This is a genomic window from Microbacterium sp. (genome assembly GCF_036823965.1).
Taxonomy (GTDB): Bacteria; Actinomycetota; Actinomycetes; order Actinomycetales; family Microbacteriaceae; genus Microbacterium.
Window position 1 is genome coordinate 579,929 of the sequence record NZ_DAITBE010000001.1, and the last position, 15,118, is coordinate 595,046.

General features: G+C 64.8%; 19 protein-coding genes. 5 read left to right on the forward strand and 14 right to left on the reverse strand.

The features are described 5' to 3' along the window. From V7Z82_RS02815 to V7Z82_RS02865, 10 genes are all read right to left on the reverse strand, one after another. Window positions 1–990 carry a flavin-containing monooxygenase gene (locus V7Z82_RS02815; protein WP_331280342.1) on the reverse strand — a complete coding sequence of 330 codons (990 nt, stop codon included), beginning with the start codon at window positions 988–990 and terminating at the stop codon, window positions 1–3. Beyond that, on the reverse strand, window positions 987–1,652 hold the full coding sequence (locus V7Z82_RS02820) for a DsbA family protein (RefSeq protein ID WP_134352971.1): 666 nt from the start codon (window positions 1,650–1,652) through the stop codon (window positions 987–989). Before V7Z82_RS02820 ends, V7Z82_RS02815 begins: the two co-directional genes overlap by 4 nt. Window positions 1,653–1,723: 71 nt before the next feature. Further along, on the reverse strand, window positions 1,724–2,197 hold the full coding sequence (locus tag V7Z82_RS02825; protein WP_029259136.1) for a hypothetical protein: 474 nt from the start codon (window positions 2,195–2,197) through the stop codon (window positions 1,724–1,726). Between the two features lie 66 nt (window positions 2,198–2,263). Continuing rightward, window positions 2,264–2,599, reverse strand: a complete 336-nt coding sequence (locus V7Z82_RS02830; RefSeq protein WP_168442832.1) for a hypothetical protein — start codon at window positions 2,597–2,599, stop codon at window positions 2,264–2,266. A gap of 210 nt (window positions 2,600–2,809) precedes the next feature. Next, window positions 2,810–3,676: a F510_1955 family glycosylhydrolase gene (locus V7Z82_RS02840; RefSeq protein WP_045278977.1), complete on the reverse strand. Its 867-nt coding sequence runs from the start codon at window positions 3,674–3,676 to the stop codon at window positions 2,810–2,812. 60 nt (window positions 3,677–3,736) lie between these two features. Beyond that, a complete protein-coding gene (locus tag V7Z82_RS02845; RefSeq protein WP_029259139.1) occupies window positions 3,737–4,336 on the reverse strand; it encodes a DUF305 domain-containing protein in 600 nt (199 codons plus the stop codon). A gap of 85 nt (window positions 4,337–4,421) precedes the next feature. After that, entirely contained in the window at window positions 4,422–4,883 is a 462-nt protein-coding gene (locus V7Z82_RS02850) for a DUF6153 family protein (RefSeq protein ID WP_051671013.1), read from the reverse strand. A 51-nt stretch (window positions 4,884–4,934) separates the two neighbouring features. Beyond that, window positions 4,935–7,046, reverse strand: coding sequence for a heavy metal translocating P-type ATPase (locus V7Z82_RS02855; RefSeq protein WP_200935185.1), 2,112 nt, complete (start codon window positions 7,044–7,046; stop codon window positions 4,935–4,937). Window positions 7,047–7,102: 56 nt separating this feature from the next. Continuing rightward, window positions 7,103–7,426 carry a heavy-metal-associated domain-containing protein gene (locus V7Z82_RS02860; protein ID WP_029259143.1) on the reverse strand — a complete coding sequence of 108 codons (324 nt, stop codon included), beginning with the start codon at window positions 7,424–7,426 and terminating at the stop codon, window positions 7,103–7,105. Window positions 7,427–7,457: 31 nt separating this feature from the next. Beyond that, window positions 7,458–7,739, reverse strand: a complete 282-nt coding sequence (locus V7Z82_RS02865) for a metal-sensitive transcriptional regulator (RefSeq protein ID WP_029259144.1) — start codon at window positions 7,737–7,739, stop codon at window positions 7,458–7,460. A 234-nt stretch (window positions 7,740–7,973) separates the two neighbouring features. On the opposite strand from V7Z82_RS02865, the gene cmtR reads away from it, so the two are divergent. The 5 genes from cmtR to V7Z82_RS02890 are packed head-to-tail and all read left to right on the forward strand — an operon-like array spanning window position 7,974 to window position 11,648. After that, entirely contained in the window at window positions 7,974–8,333 is a 360-nt protein-coding gene (gene cmtR, locus V7Z82_RS02870; RefSeq protein ID WP_029259145.1) for a Cd(II)/Pb(II)-sensing metalloregulatory transcriptional regulator CmtR, read from the forward strand. Further along, a complete protein-coding gene (locus tag V7Z82_RS02875; protein ID WP_036271584.1) occupies window positions 8,330–10,246 on the forward strand; it encodes a heavy metal translocating P-type ATPase in 1,917 nt (638 codons plus the stop codon). Before cmtR ends, V7Z82_RS02875 begins: the two co-directional genes overlap by 4 nt. Continuing rightward, window positions 10,246–10,854, forward strand: a complete 609-nt coding sequence (locus V7Z82_RS02880) for a cadmium resistance transporter (protein ID WP_029259147.1) — start codon at window positions 10,246–10,248, stop codon at window positions 10,852–10,854. Before V7Z82_RS02875 ends, V7Z82_RS02880 begins: the two co-directional genes overlap by 1 nt. After that, a complete protein-coding gene (locus V7Z82_RS02885) occupies window positions 10,851–11,384 on the forward strand; it encodes a signal peptidase II (protein ID WP_231494440.1) in 534 nt (177 codons plus the stop codon). Before V7Z82_RS02880 ends, V7Z82_RS02885 begins: the two co-directional genes overlap by 4 nt. Before the next feature lie 54 nt (window positions 11,385–11,438). After that, complete coding sequence (locus V7Z82_RS02890) at window positions 11,439–11,648, forward strand: hypothetical protein (protein ID WP_029259149.1); 210 nt, start codon at window positions 11,439–11,441, stop codon at window positions 11,646–11,648. A gap of 175 nt (window positions 11,649–11,823) precedes the next feature. Here V7Z82_RS02890 and V7Z82_RS02895 read toward each other — a convergent pair whose 3' ends face one another. The 4 genes from V7Z82_RS02895 to V7Z82_RS02910 all read right to left on the reverse strand — a co-directional run bounded on the left by V7Z82_RS02895 (window position 11,824) and on the right by V7Z82_RS02910 (window position 15,094). Next, window positions 11,824–12,135, reverse strand: coding sequence for a thioredoxin family protein (locus V7Z82_RS02895; protein ID WP_081860107.1), 312 nt, complete (start codon window positions 12,133–12,135; stop codon window positions 11,824–11,826). A 157-nt stretch (window positions 12,136–12,292) separates the two neighbouring features. Then, complete coding sequence (locus V7Z82_RS02900) at window positions 12,293–13,105, reverse strand: AAA family ATPase (protein ID WP_085483877.1); 813 nt, start codon at window positions 13,103–13,105, stop codon at window positions 12,293–12,295. Further along, window positions 13,105–14,490 carry a Mu transposase C-terminal domain-containing protein gene (locus V7Z82_RS02905; RefSeq protein WP_085483875.1) on the reverse strand — a complete coding sequence of 462 codons (1,386 nt, stop codon included), beginning with the start codon at window positions 14,488–14,490 and terminating at the stop codon, window positions 13,105–13,107. Before V7Z82_RS02905 ends, V7Z82_RS02900 begins: the two co-directional genes overlap by 1 nt. Window positions 14,491–14,497: 7 nt before the next feature. After that, on the reverse strand, window positions 14,498–15,094 hold the full coding sequence (locus tag V7Z82_RS02910; protein ID WP_085483873.1) for a recombinase family protein: 597 nt from the start codon (window positions 15,092–15,094) through the stop codon (window positions 14,498–14,500). Window positions 15,095–15,118: the final 24 nt, after the last annotated feature.

Sequence of the window (15,118 nt, forward strand, 5' to 3'; positions counted from 1 at the left end):
TTACGGCCGTCCAACGATGAGCCGGGCGACGGTCGCCGCATCGCGACTCGCCCCAGCGAGGGTGTCAGCGTCCGCGCGGGAGTATCGCGGCATGCCAACAGTGAACAGTCCGGGGATGCGTGCACTGACGTGCAATGGCTGCCCGGGCGGCTCCGAATCGGGCAGCCATGTGTCTGCCGGCCTGTATCCGGTCGCAAGGACCACGGAATACGGCTTCATGGACGCCCCATCGGCGAACATCACGGTGTCTCCGCGAATCTCCGTTACGGCGGCGGCATGAGTGACGTCTGTCGAAGCTACGCGGGGGCGTGCCTCGGACATCGGACCCTTACGCCGCAGCCTTGACCAGATGGGCCGCTCTGATACTCGTGAGGGTTCCGCTCGAGTGGAGAGGGTGACGTCGTGGGAGGACGCGAGTTCCTCAGCAATCTCCACTCCGCTGTATCCGCCGCCAACAACCAACACGGGGCCGGGGGGTACCTGCGCGGGGTAGAGGTACTGGCTGGAATGCAGCACAAAACCGGGTACTGCTAGTTCCTGGCGCCACCCCGGTATGCGCGGCACGGCGGCAGCTCCCGTTGCGCAGACCACATTTCGGGTTTGCACTTCCCCGGCGGAGGTCGACAGATGCAGCGTGGATCCGTCGCCCAACCGGTTGACTCCAAGAGCTCGTGTGCTCCACACGGTTTTCACACCGATGGCTTTCTCCACCGAAGACAGGTAGTCGGACATCTCATCCGCACTCGGATGACGGTCTTCATCGCCCGGGAAAGGGAACCCGCGGACGACACTGTGGCGTGCCGCACTGCGTAGTTTCATCGACTGCCGCCGTGTGACCCAGCTTCGTTGACCGGGGGGTGCAGAATCGATGATCACGAAGTCTTTCTGTGGCTCAAACCCGGAGGACCTGAGCGCGGCGGCTGTCGCCAATCCGGAGTGCCCGGCGCCAACGATGATGACGCGACGGTGCGATAGCGAATGCGCCATCATTCAGCACCGTTCACCGCGGCTTCAATGCTGTCCTCCAGATCGGTCCACGTCTCCAGTACGACAGGCTCCCCATCGATGAAGAACGAGGGGGTACTGCTGACACCGAGCTGCTCACCCTCGTCTAGATCAAATTGAACCCGTTCTGCTGTCGCAGGATCAGCGACAGCCTCATCGAACGCGGCCATGTCCAATCCGAGTTCCTCCGCAAACCCCCGGAACAGGTCCGCCCGCGACTCTTGAGCCTCACCCCATTGAGGCTGCGTCTCGAACAGGCGGTGATACATGTCTTCGAGGCGGCCCTGCTGCGCTGCGGCTTCGGCAGCGATCGCGGCGTTCTTCGAGTTGAGGTGACCCGGCAGCGGGAAGTAGCGGATCACGTAAGTGATCTCGCCATCGAACTTGCCGCGGAGATCCTCGACGAGGGGATAGAAAGCACCGCAGGCCTCGCACTCGAAATCGAGGAACTCGACAACCGTCACCGCCCCTTCCCCTCCGTCATCGAGGACATGCGAGTTCTCACGGACGACCTGTGGACCATCAGCGGGCCCCGTCTCGGGTGCGGCAGCTTGATTCTGATTGATGAGGACGAAGACCAGCGCGACGACCAGCAACACCACGGCAAAAGCCACGGTGACAAGTACCGCTTTCACGGAAGATTTCATAGACACTCCAAACACACACAACGAACGAGGACGACCAGTGGAGCGCCATCGAAAAGATGGCGCCGCCAGGGTCAGGTCCGCGACAGAGAAAGCTGTGTGAGAGAAGGAGGCAATGCGAACAGGCGCCCCGTCATGGCCGCCAGTGATGGTGCGCGCGGCAAACGTTCGCGAATGCGAGAAGAGGGGACGTGACGGAGGAAGGTCCGCGTGACGATGAGCACCAAGAAGCAGCAGATGATACCCAAGAGGCACCCGGCAACACCGATCATGATGTCGTTTGCTGTGTCCCCGGTCACGAATTGTTCGGCGGTCGCGCCGGCAACGCTTTCACCCGAACCCGCCGAGACATGGCCGGCGGAAGGCGTTCCTAGTGACGACGAGGATGTCGTGCTCAGATACGGAGTCGCGTCCGTCGCGTCACGGTGGCCGCCCGGCCATGCTCCGACAACGAGAAGAAGCGCCAGCCCGAGGGCTGTAATGATCTTCGTTATCAGGAAATCGTCGGCGCGGCTGGCGCAGTTGCGAGTGCGACCGTAGACGACCATGACCTCAGGATGCTACCAGCCCCACCAATCAAGATTCCTTGCGAACTCGTGAGCCACGCGCTGGTTCTACCGGCGAAACGAGGAAGTCTTGGGACGTCCGCTGAGCCAGCCCATCGCCCATTCAACTGGGCCAGTTCCGGCGAAGCGCCACCACAGCCAACCCACCACGATCATGCCCGGAACGATCACCAGCCAGCCCAAGTAGAAGTTCTCTGCAGAGCGGCCATACGCGTTACTCCAGAGCGCGATGAGGCCGCCATGCAGCAAGTACAGGGACAACGCCACCCGACCGCACGCGCACAGGGGAACAAAAGGGGTCTGCTGCTCGGCGCGCAGCTCGTCGGCACCCGCGGTGCGGAGATCTCCAAGCGCGTCGACACCTACGCCACGGCTCTGCACCACGGCATGACCGTCGCAACGATGAGTGACCTCGACCTCTCCTGCACGCCCCCGCTCGGCTCCCCATGGGACGCCGTGCAGCTCGCAACGCAGGCATGGGAGCGCCAAACTCGGACGAGCACTTTGGTGTAAGTAACCCCTGGGATCGGCTACCTCAGCCCAAGTCGTTGCTGCGATCCGAACCCGGGAAAGATTGTGACTGTTCGGGGCGGCCTAGCGGGGCAGCGCAGTGAGTCCGCTCTGATCGAAGACCAAGATGTCGCCGCCGTTCGTGATGGTGATCGCTTGTGCGGAGCCGTGGGTTGTGCCGGCGGGAACCCACTCCGCGCCTGATGCGGGTCTGACCCAGATCTGTCCGCCGTTGCCGACACCGACGAGGCGCTTGCTATCGGGTGAAGCGGCGAGGAGGTAGAGCAGCGGTGCATCGTTCACGGTGGTGAACGTGGCGCCCTCATCCGCGCTGACTTGCAGCCCGTCGGGTGTGGCGGCGAACAGTTGCCCTGCGGCGTCGATGGCGAGGTTGACCGCGACGACTTCCCCGGCGGGCGACCATGTCTGTCCGGTGTCGTCGCTGCGGAGCAGTTCGATGGAGTCTGACGCAAGCCCGTACAGGCTCTCGTCCGGGCCGGCGGCGAGAGCGTGGAAGTCCTTCTCTCCGGTGAGCGAGACCGGTGACCAGGATCGGGCGCTGTCGTCGCTTCGGATGATTCCGAGATTGGGGGAACCGAGTTCGGGGGCAGTCGTTCGCCCGGGGTGTCCAGACGCGATGAGGGTATCCCCGATGGCGGTGAGGCCCATCGCGTCAAAGTCGGTGTTCTGGACGCGGTCGCCAATTTCGCCGTCAAGCGTGGCCGTGTAGATCCCGTCGTGGGCGCCCAGTAGGTAGCCGTCTCCTGAGGGGTCAGGCACGATCGCGTGGACGTGTTCGATGGTGGTGGCGTGGTCGTGTCCGGTGGTCGGCTCGGCAGGTGCTGTGCACCCGGCGAGCACGATGCTGGCCGCGATTGTCGTAGCGATCGTGAGTGCTCCGCGACGTCGCAGGCGGGAAGTAGGCAGGGTGAAGTTCTTGAGGGTTCGCATGATGGTGTCCGCAAACAGATCTATGGGTGGGGTGCGGGAGTCCCGCACCCCACCCGTGGATCACGGAGTTGCGAGGATCTCCTTCATGGTGGCGATCTCTTCCGTTTGCGTGTCGATGATGGTCTCGGCCAGTGCGACGGCGTCGCTGTTCTGACCGTTGTCGACTTCGTCTTGCGCCATGTCGACGGCACCCTCGTGGTGCTGGATCATCTGCTCGAGGAACAGACGCCCCGCATCGGGACCGGCGGCATCTTCGAGGGCCTGCATGTCCTCTTCGGACATCATGCCGCTGCCGTGATCCATGCCCTCCATGCTGTCCATCTCCGCGCCCCAGTCTTCGAGCCACTGGTCCATCTGCTGGATCTCGGGCTCCTGAGCGGCTTTGATTTCTTCGGCGAGAGAGACGACGCGCTCGTCAACGCCGTCCTTGCTGAGGAGGACGTCGGACATCTCGATGGCCTGTGCGTGGTGTTCCTTCATCATGCTGGCGAACATGATGTCGGCGTCATTCGCATCTGCTGTCTCTGCGGGCGCGGACGAGCTGCCGCCGTGGTCCATGCCTTCCATGCCGTTGTCGGATCCGGTGGTTCCCGCGCAGCCGGCGAGGGCGAGCAGTGCGGTGAGGGTGAGTGCGGCGATCGCCGCGGGTCGAATCTTCATGAGGGTTCTCCAAGGGTCAGTGATGGGGCCCGGCGGCTGCCGGTGCCCGAGGGTGCGTTGCCCGCCAGAGCGGGCTAGCGCGTGATCACGTGCGACTGATGCAGAGAACCGTGAGAGATGGAGGCGGGGGAAGGGCGTGAGCGCGGGCGGGCCCGCGTGTTGTCGCGGGCGCGCGGGTCGCAACCAAGAGGGTGTGCCGCCAGCCGAGCCCGATCCGCCTGAGAAGGATGGTGGCCACCAGGAGCGCGAGGACGCACGCCATCCACGTCATCGAATCTCCGGCCCCACACGTCGCGCATCCCGCCTCCTGTGTCGGCGCGGCTGGCACGAGGGCGGTCGCGGAGGCGTCGGGGTGATGGGCGGATACTTCGGCCTGAGTGCTGACGGTGACGGTGTCATGGTGACCGGCGGCCGTCGCATGCGAGTTGAAGGAGTGCATCGCCAGTAGGCCGGCGATAATGCCCACGGCGATCGCGAGGACGGCCAGGACGGTGTGGGTGAGCGTGCGCGGTCCGCGCACCTGTTGTGAGACCTTGATCAGCGACATACTCACCTCCCGTTCGCCCCAGCCTACGTCCGTCGACCTAACTGTTTCTCGCTACTTACCGGCCACGGCGTCCGGGCGCAGATCCAGTCGGCGCAGCAGCTGCGCGTTGAGCGCGACGACGATGGTTGACAGGGACATCAGCAGCGCGCCCACGGACATCGGGAGCACGAACCCGATCGGGGCGAGCACTCCGGCGGCGAGGGGGACGGAGAGCAGGTTGTAGCCGGCGGCCCACCAGAGGTTCTGCTTCATCTTCCGGTAGCTGGCCCGCGACAGTTCGATCACCGAGAGCACCGACCGGGGGTCGTCGCTGGCGAGGATGACGCCCGCGGACGCGATCGCAACATCCGTCCCGGCGCCGATGGCGATGCCGACGTCGGCCTGCGCGAGCGCGGGGGCGTCGTTGACACCGTCTCCGACCATCGCGACCTTGCGCCCTTCGCCTTGCAGCTCTTTCACCTTCGAGGCCTTGTCTTCGGGTCGGACCCCGGCGAAGTACCGGTCGATGCCGAGCTCGCCCGCGACGGAGGCTGCGACCGCGTCGGCGTCACCGGTGATCATGACCACCTGCACGCCACGCTCGTGGAGGGCCTCGACGGCGTGACGCGACTCCGAGCGGATCTCATCCGCCAAGCGCAGGGCACCCGCGACCTGTCCGTCGACGAGCACGTGGAGGATGATCGCACCCTCACGGCGCCACTCGTCGGCGACCGGTAGCTCGGAGGCGTGTTCCTGCTCGAGCATGTACGGGCCACCGACCTGCACCACGCGCCCATCGACACGTGCACGGACCCCGACCGCCGGGGACGATTCGAAATCGGCTGACGAGGGGACCGTGAGGGTCTTCTCTTTCGCCGCGTTGACGATCGCGCGGGCGAGGGGGTGTTCGGAGTCTGCTTCCGCGGCCGCGGCCCAGGCCAGCAGCTGGTCAGGGTCGGTCCCGGAGACGGGGTCGATCGCGGTCACGGCGGGGGTGCCCTTGGTGAGCGTGCCGGTCTTGTCGAACAGGACGGTGTCGACGGTGCGCATGCTCTCCAGCGCGAGACGGTCCTTGATCAGCACGCCTCCGCGAGCGGCACGCTCGGTGGCGATCGACACGACGAGCGGGATCGCCAGACCGAGCGCGTGCGGGCAGGCGATCACCAGCACGGTGATCGTGCGGATCACGGCGGCGTCGGGCATGCCGACGATCGTCCAGACGATGGCGGTGATCGCGGCGGCGCCGAGCGCGAACCAGAACAGCCACCCGGCGGCCTTGTCTGCGAGCCGCTGCGCGCGCGAGGATGAATTCTGCGCTTCGGTCACCAGCTTTTGGATCCCCGCGAGAGCGGTGTCGTCGCCGATCGCGGTGATCTCGACCCGCACCCCGGAATCGGTGGCGACGGTGCCGGCGATGACCTGGTCGCCGTCGCTGCGGCGCACGGGCCGGGACTCGCCGGTGATCATCGACTCGTCCATGCTGGCCGAGCCCTGCACGATCCGCCCGTCAGCGGGCACCCGCCCGCCTGGGCGCACCACCACCACGTCACCCACCAGCAGATCGGACGGGGCGACCGTCACGGTCGTGTCGCCTTCGATCTTTTCCGCCTCGTCGGGCAGCAGTGCAGCGAGGGAATCCAGTGCTGAGGTGGTCTGTGCGAGGGAGCGCATCTCGATCCAGTGGCCGAGCAGCATGATCACGATCAGCAGCGCCAGCTCCCACCAGAAGTCCAGCTCATGATGGAGGAGGCCGAGGCTCGCGCCCCAGGATGCGAGGAACGCGACCGTGATCGCGAGGGCGATCAGGAGCATCATTCCGGGCTTGCGGGCACGAAGTTCACTCACCGCGCCGGTGAGGAACGGGGCCCCACCCCAGATGTACATGACCGTCCCGAGAACCGGGGACACCCACCCAACCCAGGCGGCTTCCGGCAACGGGTACCCGAGCAGCATCGAGAACATCCCCGAGAACCCGACAACCGGGACCGCAAGGACCAGCATGATCCAGAACAACCGCCGGAACTGGCCCACGTGATCGCCGTGGCCCGCGTGACCGCCGTGGCCCGCGTGACCTTGAGGAGCGCCGTGGTCGTGGCTCATCGCCGCGTGGTCATGCTGCGCCGTCGGCGCGGTGCCGGGATTCTCGTGTGCGATGTGATGGGTGTGCTCGTCGTGCTGGCTCATCAGAACTCCTTGTTCGATGCGCCCGGGGTCGAGCCGGGTGCGGACGGATAAGTGAATCAGGCCTGGCTGGTCGCGAGGCTGTAACCGGCCTCTTCGACCGCAGCCCTCACGGCAGCGGGATCGACAGGGGCTGCGCTGTGGATCGTCACGCGGGACGAGCCGCCGGCGTTCAGGTCGACAGCGACGAACGCGACACCGTCAAGCGCGCTCAGTTCCTCACTGACGCTCGACACACAGTGCGAGCACGTCATTCCCGTGACCAGTACCTCTTCCGAGACCGGGGCCGCCACAGGAGCGGATGCCTCGATGTTCGATGGGGCTGCGCAGCATGCGCAACCAGCGTTTGCGTCCTTCAGTCCGAGTTCGATGCGGTCAGTCATAGTGAATTTCTCCAGATCGTTAGACGTGTGGTTATGAACGGACCAGGCGAGCGATGGCGTCGTTAGCTTCGCGGACCTTCTCCGCCGCAACCTCGCCACCCTCAGCGCTTGCCTGAGCGACGCAATGGCTCAGATGGTCACCCAGGAGCGACAAGGCCACCGTTTCGAGCGCCTTCGTGGCCGCAGCGACCTGCGTCAGGATGTCGATGCAGTACTTGTCCTCATCGACCATCCGCGAGATACCTCGCACCTGACCCTCAACCCGACTCAATCGCTTGCGCAGATCCGCCTTGTTGTCGGTGTAACCGTTCATACCCACAACATACCCCCTGGGGGTATGTAACTCAACAGGCACCGGCCTATTCCCGAACGACAGCCTCCGGCTGCAGTTTCGCGGGACGATCGCTATCGAGCGCCCGGCGGCATGCGGCGTCGTCCACCACAGCAGGATCGCGCACCTCACGACTGGTTGACGCGGCGACGAACAGAACGCCATAACATTCGATCGAATTGATAACCAGTCAGCGGTCACTGTATAGTTCAGTGCATGCTGACCATTGCTTCCCGTCTTGATGTGATGAACCGACTCGGCCGGGCCATGGCTGATCCGACCCGTTCCCGGATCTTAATGACGTTGCTCGACGGACCGAGCTATCCCGCTGTGCTCTCGCGCGAACTGGAGCTGACGCGCTCGAACGTGTCGAACCACCTCACCTGCCTGCGCGATTGCGGCATCGTCGTTGCCGAGCCGGAGGGCCGTCAGACCCGATACGAAATCGCCGACCCGCACCTAGCTGCTGCCCTCGTCGCACTGGTGGACGTGACGCTGGCTGTCGACGTGCACGCCCCGTGCGTGGACTCGGCGTGCACGGTGGCGGGCTGCTGCGGAGCGGGGGCTGGCGCGTGAGCGAGGCGTGTGGTTGCGAGCATGAGCCTGCCGCCACGGCGGGAGAGGAACACGAAGAGGCTGAGCGGCCCTGGTGGAAAGACCGCGGGATCATGGTGCCGATCTTCTCGGGTGTCGCGTTCCTGGGGGGTCTGATCCTCGAGTGGTCCGGCTTAGAGATCCCGGCGTTGGTGCTGTTCTGGGTCGGACTACTGCTGGGCGCGTCGACGTTCACGCCGGGCGCGATCCGGAAACTATTCAAGGGCAAGCTCGGCATCGGGTTGCTGATGACGATCAGCGCGATCGGCGCAGTCATCCTCGGGTACGTGGAGGAGGCTGCAGCTCTGGCGTTCTTGTACTCGATCGCTGAGGCGCTCGAGGACAAGGCGATGGACCGCGCCCGCGGCGGGCTAAGGGCACTGCTGAAGCTCGTGCCGGAGACAGCGACGGTGCTGCAGGGCGGTGTCTCCGCGCAGGTACCGGCGAGAGAGTTGACGGTTGGCCAGGTCATGGTGGTCCGCCCGGGTGAGCGGATCGCGACCGATGGGATCGTCCGATCCGGGCGCTCCAGCCTGGACACATCGGCGATCACCGGGGAGTCGATCCCGGTCGAGGTCGAGCCTGGCGATGTTGTGTCGGCCGGTGCGATCAACAGTGCCGGCGCGCTGGAGGTTGAGGCGACGGCTGCGGGCACCGATAACTCGCTCACGACGATCGTGGAGCTGGTCGAGAAAGCGCAGACCGACAAGGGCGAGCGTGCCCGTCTGGCGGACAGGATCGCCCGCCCACTGGTGCCCGGCGTTCTGATCCTCGCGGCGCTCGTCGCGATCATCGGTTCGCTGCTGGGTGACCCGGAGGTGTGGATCACCCGCGCGCTCGTCGTGCTGGTCGCGGCGTCTCCGTGTGCGCTGGCGATCTCGGTCCCGCTGACGGTCGTCGCTGCGATCGGCGCCGCGAGCAAGTTCGGTGTGATCATCAAGTCCGGCGCCGTTTTCGAGCGCTTCGGTACGGTCCGGCACGTCGCCGTCGACAAGACCGGAACCCTTACCCGCAACGAACCCGTGGTCACCGCCGTACTCACCGCGAACGGTGTAACCGAGGTCCAGGCGTTGGCGTGGGCGGCTGCGCTGGAGCAGCACAGCACACATCCTCTTGCCTCAGCGATCACCGCCGCAGCTCCGGGGACACCGGCAGCTGCAGATGTGACCGAGCAGGCCGGCCACGGTATTGACGGCACCGTCGACGGATCGAGAATCACCGTCGGCAGTCCCCGCTGGCTGGACGCCGGCGACCTCGTTGAGCGGGTCGCAACGCTGGAAGAGCAGGGCATGACCGTCGTCATCGTGCACCGAGACGGGTCACCGGTCGCCGCGATCGGCGTCCGCGACGAGCTGCGCCCTGAAGTCCCCCAGGTAGTCCGGACACTCACCGGCCAGGGCGTCGGGGTGACGATGCTCACCGGCGACAACGCCCGGACCGCTCGTGCCCTGGCTGCGCAGGCCGGGATCAGCGATGTGCGCGCGGAGCTGCGCCCGGAGGACAAGGCGACCGCGATCGGGGAACTGTCGAAGGCGGGACCGGTCGCGATGATCGGCGATGGCATCAACGATGCCCCCGCCCTCGCGGGCGCAGACGTCGGCATCGCGATGGGCGCGACCGGCTCCGACGCAGCGATCGAATCCGCGGACGTGGCCTTCACCGGCCATGATCTACGCCTCATCCCGCGGGCGTTCGATCACGCCCGGCGCGGTCGACGGATCATCAACCAGAACATCATCCTGTCGCTGCTGATCATCACCGCCCTGCTCCCGCTCGCGCTCTTCGGCGTCCTGGGGCTCGCGGCTGTCGTCCTGGTCCACGAGGTCGCCGAGGTCATCGTGATCCTCAACGGCCTGCGGGCCGCCCGCACCCGCACGCCACGACTGGGACGCTGATGCTCGCCACCATTGGATCAGCGATCGGCCTGTTCGCGGCAACCAACATCGACGACATCGTCGTGCTCACCGTGCTTTTCCTCGCCTCCAGCCGAGGGAAACCCCGGCCGTGGCAGATCGTCGCAGGCCAGTACCTCGGGTTCATCACCCTCGTCGTCATCAGCGTGATCGCCGCGCTCGGCCTCACCATCGTCCCGGACGAATGGGTCGGCTTCCTTGGCCTGATCCCGCTCGGCATCGGCATCTGGACGCTCATTCGCGGCCTGCGCCGCAACGGCGATGACGATGACGACGACTCCAAGATCACCGCGGTCGGACTGTGGGGCGTCGCTGGTATCACGATCGCCAACGGGGCGGACAACATCTCCCTCTACACGCCGATCTTCCGCACCAGCACGCCCGGCGACGTCGCGATCATGATCGTCGTGTTCCTCATCCTCGTTGCCGTCTGGTGCGCGGCGGGCCGGCTCATCGGCACTAACAAGGCAGTCACCGAGGGGTTGGAGCGCGTCGAGCACTGGCTTGTACCGGCAGTTTTCATCGGTCTGGGCCTGTTCATCCTGATCGAATCCGGGGTCATCGTCCGTCTGATCGAGGTCCTCGCATGATCCCTTCCGAAACAGAAGCTCACCCGCCCGCTGTGCGCGAGCGGTCGTCGGCGCGGCGGTGGCAGCTCACTGGTGGAGCGCTCCTGATCGCCGTGATTGTCGTGTTGATTGATCAGGGAACGAAGGTGTGGGCTGAAGCGGCCCTCACTGAGCGTGAGCGCGTCCCCCTAATCGGTGACCTGTTGGGTTTGCAGCTCGCCTACAACCCCGGAGCGGCATTCTCCTTCGGGGAAGGCTTCACCTGGGTGTTCGCGCTGCTAGCCGTCGCCGCCACCGTCACAGCAATCGTGTTCGCGTTCCGAGTACAACGCCTGGGATGGGCAATCGTCATCGGCGCGCTCGGAGGAGCTGCCGCCTCACACGCAGGCGACCGCCTTTTCCGCGATCCGGGATTCGCCCGCGGACACGTCGTGGACTTTCTCGCCTACGGAAATTGGTTCATCGGGAACATCGCCGACATCGTGATCTTCGCCGCAGCGGTCACCGGAGCGCTCCTCATGATCCGCGCCGGCGATGAGGCCACAAAGTGAAACCGCTTTGAGAAGCGGGGACAACCCATCAACTCGCCCTCTACATCGGCGCTATTGCTCGGCGCGCAGCTCGTCGGCACCCGCGGTGCGGAAATTTCCAAGCGCATCGACACCTACGCGGCAGCGCTGCACCACAGCATGACGATCGCCGCAATGAGCGACCTCGACCTCTCCTACACGCCCCCGCTCGGCTCCCCCTGGGATGCCGTGCAGGTCGCAACACAGGCATGGGAGCGCGAAGTCCGGACAATCGCCGTGGTGTAGCTCGCCCGTGCGTGCGGCTTCTGAGTGTGGGGACTACGTAGGCGGGCGGTCACGTCGTAAGCGAAGCGCGACCCACAAACCGCATCGTCGACAGATGAACGCACCGTCGTCTCCGAGGGCGTGCAGCTTCCTTCGTGGTAGATGCCGGCCGCAGCACGTGCAGGCGACATCGAGCTCAGTCTCCATAGGCCCTCATTGCCTCTCGGATCTGTTCAACCGTTGGCATCCCGGCCAACCCAGCAGGTGTGCTGTAGATGCGGCAAGCCAACTCACTACTACGATCCGACCCCGGGAAGAGATCGTTTCCGTCCACCGTGATCGTCGGGGAGCCCGCAAATTGAACCCCGGCGGCGTCTTCCTCTGTTCGGATGAGTCGATAACGCAGGCTCAATCCGTCGTGGCCTGTTTCGCTAAGCGCCTCGGCAACACGACGACTGGCCTCAACCCAGCTAGGGCAATCAGCGATATGCAGCAGCTCAATCTCCACGACTCAATCATCCTCGATTCTCTGCTGATGTCGTGACCCATTTGTGGTGGAGGGCTATCACCGAAAACGATCGTTTCTGGCGGGTGCACCGAGGTCGACTGCCGACGGCTGTGACTGTTAGCGCTTCATGGCGGTGTTCTGTGATCGCTTCGTGTCGCTAGTTGCCGATGACGAGGATGCTGGCTGCGGCTTCGACGACGTCGTCGGTGATGGTGTCGAGCTGGTTGATCTTGAGTACCCGGTTGATTTGGGGGAAGAGTCTTTCGAGGAGGCGGAAGTTGCCGCGGGTGATGCGTTCGATGGCGGCGATTGCTTGCGAGTCGGTGAAGTCGTCAGGGTCGAGAGTCCTGCCCAGTCGCTTCCAATGGCGGTCGAGAACGAAGAGGAGCTCGTCGCGTCCGAGGGTGCGGTAATGGTGTGAGAACCCGAGCCGGCTGTAGAGCTGGGGGTAGTGGCGAAATCGTTCGTCGATGCCGGGCATGCCGATCAGGATCATCGCAAGGTGGGTGCGGTCGTGTTTGTCGCGGAGCAGTTCCAGGGCGGTGGGAGTGAGCCGTTCGGCTTCGTCGATGATCAGCAGCTCCACAAAACGAGTGACGTCTTTCTGCTTTGCGGCCGCGGCCCCTGGGGTCAGGGATCGGAGGTGCTCGTCGGCGCAGATCCCGACTTTGATCTGCCAGTGCATGATCTCGTTCATCAGCGATTTGGGACTGCAGAGCACTTCGGGTGTGTAGAAGACGGTTCGGGATCGGTTCGCCAGAGCGTAGTGCGGAGCGTCTTGGTCGCCGCGGGGTCCCCAATCATTGATGTAGGCCTCGAGGGCGTCCCAGTTCGCGTAGCGGCGGGCGGAGTTGGTTTTGCCGACGCCGGCGGCCCCGTGGCAGATCCCGATGGTCTTCTCCTTCCGGACAGCGTTGGCGAATTCGGTGAAGCGCCGGTGTTCCTTGGTGACGATGAATGCTTGATTCATCACTCGTCCTCTTCGTAGGTGCGAAGCCGCGGCCGCTGCTTCGTGGGTTCGGGGGTGCGCGGTTCCTCGCGGGTAGCAACTGTTGGGATGCGATCGTTGATGACGCGACGCAGCTGCTTGCGGCGGGCGCGGCGGGCCGTTTCAATGTCGCGGAGGCTGAGTCGGAGGTTGGGGTGGGCTTCGTCGATGGCGGTGCAGATGAACGTGTCACGGTCGTAAACGCGGATCTCGGAGATGTCGCGTGGATCGTACCGGATCGTGATGGTGTGCCCAACAAAAGGCGCAAGAGTCGGGGCGAGGTAACGCTGGCCTTGGAAGTGGATGCCATCACGTTGCACCACCCGGCTCTTCGGAACAGTAAGGAGCAGCCCGTCGAGTTCTTCGAGACTCTCTGGCATTCGGGGTAACCAGCCGTCGCCAACCCAGGCGTCCCTCGGTGAGATCCCCAACTCGCTATGGATTCTGTCGTTATAGGTGCCGATGAATTCACCGATCGCGCGATCGAGCCCTGCCAGGTCGAGAACTGGTTGTGGTGTCCGGCTGCCGGGTCCGAGATGTCCGGGGAGGGTGCTGAGGAGTTCGGTGTTGATAGTGCCGAAAAACCGTTCGATCTTGCCCCGCCCCTGGGGTCGTCCGACGGTCGAGTGGATGATCCTGACGTGCAGGGCAATGGCGGTCCGCTCGAGGTGGTGGCTGATGAAGTCGGAGCCGTGGTCGACGTGCAGGATGTCCGGGATGCCGCACATCGCCCACGCCGGGTCTGTTTTTCGCCAGATCGCCTGCCGAAGGGCCAGGGCAGTGTTGATTGCTGAGGGGGCGCCGGTGAAGACCATGTACCCGCAGATCGCGCGGGAGTAGTCGTCCATCACTGTGGTCAGCCAGGGCCGGTCGGGTTTCCCATCGGCGCCGGCGATGAGGATGTCGAGTTCGGTGTGGTCGGACTGCCAGGTCTGGTTGGGGTGTTCCGCACGGCGGCGGAACACGAGCTCGTGCTTGTCCCGGTACGAGACCGGTCCCTCGAGAGCGAGTGCGACCAGCGCCGGATCGAGGGCTTGGACGATCTGCCTGACGGTCGCATAGCTCGGCGCCGGCAGCTCTCGTGCCCGCGCATCGATGACGGCAAGGCGATGCAGCGTGGCGATACTCGGGCGAGGTCGGGTGAGCGCCAACCGTTCGACAAGCTGGACTGTCTCGGCCGAGGTTCGGCGGACACCCTTGTCTGTGCGTGGATGAGGATCGAGGGCTGCGACGCCGCCTACTCGGTAGAGCTGGTGCCAGCGTTGCAGTGTCCGTGCGGAAATCCCGGTCTCTCGGGCGAGGTCAACTAGCGAGATCTGGTCTTCGACATGCAGCCGAAGAACACGCCAACGCTCGGCTGCGTCCACGAGTCACCTACACGGTCGCGCTCTCGCGAGCCGCGAAGGCCTGCTGGTGGCGGTACAAAGTGGCCCGGCTCCACCCGACGAGTTTCGCCGCGTCCTCAGCGGTCCGTCCCTTCGCTCGAGCTTCGGAAACAAGCTTGAGCTTGTCGGCAACTACGACGGGGTCCGACAGCGGCCTCCCGAACCTGGTTCCGCCTTTCCGGGCAGCCGTGATCCCGGCGTTCACGCGTTCCGTGATCAGCTCACGTTCGTACTCGGCCAATGTGGCGAGCATGTTCAACATCAGCCGGCCCGAGGTCGTCGACGGGTCGATGCCATCCGAGATGCTCTTCACCTGCACGTCCCGCTCTCGAAGCAACTTCACCGTGTTGAGAACATCGATGAGGGATCGTCCAAGACGATCGACCCGCCACACCACGACCGTGTCACCTGGCTTGGCGTACTCCAGGAGCTTCTTCATCCCGGGGCGCGAGATCGCGGTCCGACTGCCCGAGGTGACGTCGGCGAAAATGTCCCGCTCCTGCACGCCGGATTTGACGAGGGCGTCGACCTGCAGCTTCGCGTCTTGGCTCTTGGTGCTAACCCGTGTGTATCCGAGATGTCTCACTAGGCCATTGTGCCTCAGAAACTG

Coding starts and splice junctions, on each gene's coding strand:
- V7Z82_RS02815 (WP_331280342.1), bottom strand. CDS start 990: ATGATGGCGCATTCGCTATCGCACCGTCGCGTCATCATCGTTGGCGCC.
- V7Z82_RS02820 (WP_134352971.1), bottom strand. CDS start 1,652: ATGAAATCTTCCGTGAAAGCGGTACTTGTCACCGTGGCTTTTGCCGTG.
- V7Z82_RS02825 (WP_029259136.1), bottom strand. CDS start 2,197: ATGGTCGTCTACGGTCGCACTCGCAACTGCGCCAGCCGCGCCGACGAT.
- V7Z82_RS02840 (WP_045278977.1), bottom strand. CDS start 3,676: ATGCGAACCCTCAAGAACTTCACCCTGCCTACTTCCCGCCTGCGACGT.
- V7Z82_RS02845 (WP_029259139.1), bottom strand. CDS start 4,336: ATGAAGATTCGACCCGCGGCGATCGCCGCACTCACCCTCACCGCACTG.
- V7Z82_RS02850 (WP_051671013.1), bottom strand. CDS start 4,883: ATGTCGCTGATCAAGGTCTCACAACAGGTGCGCGGACCGCGCACGCTC.
- V7Z82_RS02855 (WP_200935185.1), bottom strand. CDS start 7,046: ATGAGCCAGCACGACGAGCACACCCATCACATCGCACACGAGAATCCC.
- V7Z82_RS02860 (WP_029259143.1), bottom strand. CDS start 7,426: ATGACTGACCGCATCGAACTCGGACTGAAGGACGCAAACGCTGGTTGC.
- V7Z82_RS02865 (WP_029259144.1), bottom strand. CDS start 7,739: ATGAACGGTTACACCGACAACAAGGCGGATCTGCGCAAGCGATTGAGT.
- cmtR (WP_029259145.1), top strand. CDS start 7,974: ATGCTGACCATTGCTTCCCGTCTTGATGTGATGAACCGACTCGGCCGG.
- V7Z82_RS02880 (WP_029259147.1), top strand. CDS start 10,246: ATGCTCGCCACCATTGGATCAGCGATCGGCCTGTTCGCGGCAACCAAC.
- V7Z82_RS02885 (WP_231494440.1), top strand. CDS start 10,851: ATGATCCCTTCCGAAACAGAAGCTCACCCGCCCGCTGTGCGCGAGCGG.
- V7Z82_RS02900 (WP_085483877.1), bottom strand. CDS start 13,105: ATGAATCAAGCATTCATCGTCACCAAGGAACACCGGCGCTTCACCGAA.